Consider the following 5,103-nt stretch of genomic DNA (forward strand, 5'->3'; position numbering starts at 1 on the left):
CGCGAGGCCTTCATTAGGTCAGGTTGCTTGGTCGCTCCTGATCCTTGAAGGCCTCGTGCTCTATCCAGCCCTCGCCAGGCCGTCGGTGACCGACGCCTCAACCACGCTCAACTGGGAAGAGCCGGGATAGCCCTAGTGTTCCACCGGTAACCTCGCACGAGCCCGAGGCCTCCTCGCTGACCGACCGGCAGCAGCCCTGGTCAGGCATGCTTTCGCGGAGTACCAGCGCGGGCAGGCGCCTTATCCGCCGTCCAAATCGAGCCAGCCCACTGACTCCTGCGCCGTGAGAGTGCGAGTGCTGATCCACGCTGCTGCCATCATCGCGACCGCGAGCGACGCCATCAGGGCGCCGACGGCATCCCAGGGAACGACTATTGCAATCGACGGAATGAGCATCCGACTGATGAGAAGCGGTCCCAAGCCGGCTAACAACCCAAGGGGAAGAGCAGTGCCGGCGACGATGACGAACTGACGGCGTATCGCTGACTTCGCCCAGGAGCCGCGTACCCCGAGCTGGGTGAGTCTGCTCGCCCATGGTCGCATCATCGCGACTTGGCCTCGAACAGCTGCGATGGCCAACAGCAGCACGACCAGAAACAGCGCTGCCGACAACCCGGACAGCGCCGCAGGCGGTACCAGGTCCGGTGGGATGCGATACGTCTCGGCTTGCTCGGGACTGATACCCCTGTCGCTGAGCGCCTTGAGGACTGCTTCAGCGTCCCGATCTGGGATATCGGTGTAGATGCGTGCCCCAGCCGCTACCGGGTGTCCGACACTGGTTGCAGTCTCCACCAGCATGATGCTCGAGATCGCGACTAGCCATGGCGTCGGCTCGAACTCGGCATCGAGTGCCTTCACCCCGGCAGCGGCGACCTGTCCGGTCTTCTCGTCGATCAGGTCTACCCGACCGGAAGCAGCGCTGACTGACGGGTCGATCACCAGCACGCCAGCATCCTTCAGCGTCCCTCGCTCGAGCTCCGTCAGGTCGCGTCCGGTCGCACGCTCGACATCCTCGACGGTCTCGAATGCGATCACTAGGCCGCTGCCGCCGGTCGTGAGCGCGCCGGAGAGGTCAATGATGTCGTAGTCGGGCACGGTGACGTGTCGACCGAGGAAGTAGAGCTGCACCGGTTCCTGGCCCGCCATGGACGGCACTGTCTCGGCCGCACGGATGACGGCATGGTCCACGGGAAGAAATGGAGTGCCGTCGTTGTCCAGGGCCACCTGCCCCGGCAAGGCAGTCGAGCCGCGCTGGCGACGCTCAGCCTCCAGAGCCGTGGCCGTAGCAGCCAGCACGCCAGCGCACACCGCCACACTCAAAGTCAAAGCCATCGCAGTGGTTGCGTGCCGTGCCGCCGAGCCTCGCATGGATCTGGTCGTCAAGCGCATCACCAGACGACTTGACCGGACGTGAGCGATAAGCCACGCCAGCGCGTCCGGCGCTAGGAGTGTCGCGACCAGGGTCACCACCACCGTGAGCGTCAACGCCTCACCCGCGGTGTCGAGACGTGGCAAGAGGGTGATGGCGTAGGCGGCAGCGATGGTGGCGAGCCCGTGCCGCAGATGGCGCAACCAGCCGGGGGCACTCAGGTGTCGCAGTGGACGCGCCCGGTGTGCTCCTGCAAATAGCGCGGCACAAGCGGCGACCCCCGCTAACAGCCCCGACCCGGTGGCCAGCACGGCTGCCAACGGGAAGCGCCACGTGGCCGCGGGAGCGGACCAGTCGTCCACCTGGGCGGCGAGATGGCCTGCCAACGCGCCGACGCCCGATCCGACCAGGGCACCCGTGAGCGCGGTGGCCGTCGTAGTGAAGAAGCCGACTGCGAAGATCGTGCGGCGACGAACGCCTTGCATCGCCATGACGCGCAGGGCGGGCCCAAGTTGCCGCCGCAGGCCATGCAGACACAAGAGGACCCCGAGCGGGACGAGCGTCAGCACAGGCAGATAGAAGAGAAGGCTGGAGCGCTCTGTCCACGGCTTCTCGACATCGGCACGGGCATCCGCCCGGGTGCGTACCGCCGCGTCGATAGCGTCTGCCATCGCCGGCGCGGGAAGGCTGAACACCTGAGGGTCATACCGATGTAGCAACTGGGCGATCGTCGTGCTGAGCTCAGCATCGACGCGTCCGTCGACGAAGAATGTTGGCGACGACGTCAAGTTGCTATCGAGTCCGGACCTCCCTGGATGGAGCCGAGCGAGCGTGCCCGGTGCCGCGAGGAGTTCCGAGTTGTCCTCTAGCGTCGACTGCACGAGGCCGACGACTTCGATGGTGTCGGGCTGGCCAAGTGTCGGGACCTTGTCGCCGACTGCTGCATCGAGGTTCGAGTGGTCTCCAACCACTGCGACTTCCCCGGGGTTGCGGGGCATGCGCCCTTCGATCACGGTGTAGACCCCGGGAAACGGATCGGCTGTCCAATCGATCTCGCGAAAGTACAGCCCGTCGTCGGCCAATGAGTACGCCGGGAAGTCGATGACCTGCAGCGACATCGTCACCGGGAGACCCTCGACATCAAAGAGTTCCTGAATCCCGGTGAGGTACGGCTTACCGACGGGAACACTAAGACTCAGCAGGCTTGCGGAGGCATCGAATCGACCTGGTAGCAACTGAGCTTGCTGCTCGGCAGTTAAGGTCTGCTCGTCCAGAAAGACGTTGCCGCCGAAAGCGAACGCAACGACCACAAACAGGGGAGCTGCCGCCCAACGCAGCCGCAGACGCCACAGAAGGCGGCGGACCAACGAAGCCGTCAGCACGTGACGAGGTCGTCCGCGACGTCGTCGACGTCGGTTGCGATGCGGCCGTCCAGCATGGAGATCACCCGTGTCGCATGTCGTCGACAGGCGGGATCGTGAGAAGCAACCACCACCAGTCGCCCCTCGTCACAAAGCCCCCGCAGGAGCTCGAAAATCGCTTCGGAGTTGGCACTGTCGAGCGCGCCGGTGGGCTCGTCAGCCAGGAGAATCTGCCGGCCACCGGTCAGGGCGCGTGCAATGCCGACCCGTTGCCGCTGCCCACCGCTGAGTTGCCGCGGGAGCCGATCGCGGTAGCCCTCGAGGCCTACGCGACTCAACAGCTCACCCGCTTCCTCCTCCGCGACCTTTCCCCGGATGCCGCGTGCCTCGAGAGGAAGACACACATTCTCCAAGGCGGTGAACTCCTCAATCAGATAGTCAGACTGATGGACCATCCCGATCGATTCCCGTCGTAGCTCGATCCGCCGTTCTTCGGACGCTCCTCGTAGCTGCAGCCCGGCCACCACCAACTCACCGGAGCTTGCCATATCCAATCCGGCCAACAGGTTCAGCAGCGTCGTCTTACCCGAACCGCTGTGTCCGAAGAGCCCGATGAACTCACCACGGTGAGCGACCAGGTCGACCTCGTCGACCGCCTTGACGGTCTCTGCCTCCGACACATAGTGACGGGACAGGTGCGCAGCGCGAATCAACTCAGTCGACCTGGTCACCTCTCAGCAGCCGTTCGTCGTGCGCATCGCGCTCACGAAGTTGCTGTTGAACCAAGCCAGGTCAGGATCCCGGGAGTCCCGCCAGAAGGTAATCCGGTCGCCGCCCCCATCAACCTTGTCGACGCCGCAGCCGTCATGCCTGCTCGACTTGTTCGCCCAGGAGTCGTTCTGGTTGTTCTCGCCCTTGCCGTTGTTGAAGACGTCGAGCCACGAGCGCTGGCCGTGGAGCTGCGCGGCGAGCAACCACTCGTAGTCGTTGTTGCCCCAGACGCAGACCTTGTTGTCCGCGCACTGACTCAATGCTGCGTGAGCCGCCGGCTGGGCAACGACGGTTGAGGCGGCCAGAACGCCCAGAACGAGGAACTTCTTGAGAGCCATCCAAAACTCCGATCCGTTCACCATCCCCGTCGCATCGCCGAGAGATGGGGAGGGGGAACGTCCCCCGTGGCGAGGTGCCACCTGCGGTCGCACCTCGTCCAATCCAGGACGGATACTGTCTAGGGCGTGGCAGCGCGTCAAGCGCGACACTCAGTTTGATGCTGGGGAACGCGGTCGCCTGGAGACTCTCTCATCGCAGAGGCGGATTGTGCCGCCGGGAGTATCGGCATGCCGAGGTTCGTCGCGGTGCGCTGCATCTGCGCGAGCTTCTGCTCGGCCGCGGCGAGGCTGGACCGGAGGCCGTCGACCTCGCCGAGCCATCCGCGTTCCTCGGCCTCAGCGATCCGCTCCTCCAGGCTGTCGATGATGGCCTGGAGGCGTTCTCGCTGGTTCGGGTCGGGGCGGAGCATCGGGCAGCGGATGCAGGCGTGCTCGTGTTGGCAGCCGGTGCCGTAGGCACGCCCGCAGGTGCCGAGCTCGAGCTTGCGCTGTGCGAAGTGGCCGAGGAACTCGTCCCACTCGCTGTCAGTTGGTTCGCGGTACTCCTGCGACGGTCGAAGCGCTCGCCTGCGGGCGATGTAGGCACGGTGGTGCTCGATCACGTCCCGGTCGTAGACCGCGACGTAGGTCTGGGTCGTGGCGATCGAGTCGTGGCCCAGGATCTTGGCGGTGATGTGCACGGGCAGCCCGGACGCGACAGCTTCGGTGGCGAAGATCCTCCGGAAGTCGTGGGGGCTGAACTTGGCCGGGGTGCCGTCGCTGTTGGTGATCTTCGCGGTGGTCACCAGCTCATCGAGCAGTTTGACGACGTACGAGGGGCTCATCGCGATCCTGCCTGTGCCCCACGGCCGTTGGAACAGGAACGGAAGCTCTGGGCTGTGGACGCGCTCGGCGCTGTCGTAGCGGCCGACCAGCGGCAGCTGCTCGCTGCCGCCGCGAACATGGGAGATGATCTCGGCGAATGCCACCGCGAGCTCGGGCCCGATGACCAAGAGCCGTTCCTTGTCGGTCTTGGACGGGGTGATCTGCAGCATCGGGATCACCTCACCGGTCGACGGCAGCCGGTAGGACACGAAGGAGCGGTGGGTGATCTCGAGGACTTCCTCGATGCGTGCCCCGGTGTGGCGAAGGACCTCGACCAGAGCCCACGCCCAGAACGCTCGATCGGCCTCCAGGCTCAGGTTTCGCGGCCCTTCCCAGTTCAGCATGGTTCGGGTCTGATCGAGGGACGGCGTCGGTAGGGACGTGAGCCGTCGGCAGCGAG

4 protein-coding genes are annotated in these 5,103 nt (G+C 65.3%); all 4 read right to left on the bottom strand.

The features are described from left to right. Nucleotides 1-240: 240 nt before the first annotated feature. On the bottom strand, nucleotides 241-2,751 hold the full coding sequence (locus tag IEQ44_RS15410; RefSeq protein WP_193639367.1) for a hypothetical protein: 2,511 nt from the start codon (nucleotides 2,749-2,751) through the stop codon (nucleotides 241-243). Then, nucleotides 2,745-3,410, bottom strand: a complete 666-nt coding sequence (locus IEQ44_RS15415; protein WP_319804712.1) for an ABC transporter ATP-binding protein — start codon at nucleotides 3,408-3,410, stop codon at nucleotides 2,745-2,747. Before IEQ44_RS15415 ends, IEQ44_RS15410 begins: the two co-directional genes overlap by 7 nt. Nucleotides 3,411-3,464: 54 nt before the next feature. Further along, the gene (locus IEQ44_RS15420) at nucleotides 3,465-3,761 is read right to left on the bottom strand and encodes a hypothetical protein (RefSeq protein ID WP_193639369.1); all 297 of its coding nucleotides are present in this window, start codon (nucleotides 3,759-3,761) and stop codon (nucleotides 3,465-3,467) included. Between the two features lie 215 nt (nucleotides 3,762-3,976). Then, nucleotides 3,977-5,103 (bottom strand): tyrosine-type recombinase/integrase (locus tag IEQ44_RS15425; protein WP_193639370.1); only part of this gene is annotated, 1,127 nt, incomplete at its 5' end.

The sequence above is a fragment of the Nocardioides malaquae genome, from assembly GCF_015070385.1.
GTDB lineage: Bacteria > Actinomycetota > Actinomycetes > Propionibacteriales > Nocardioidaceae > Nocardioides > Nocardioides malaquae.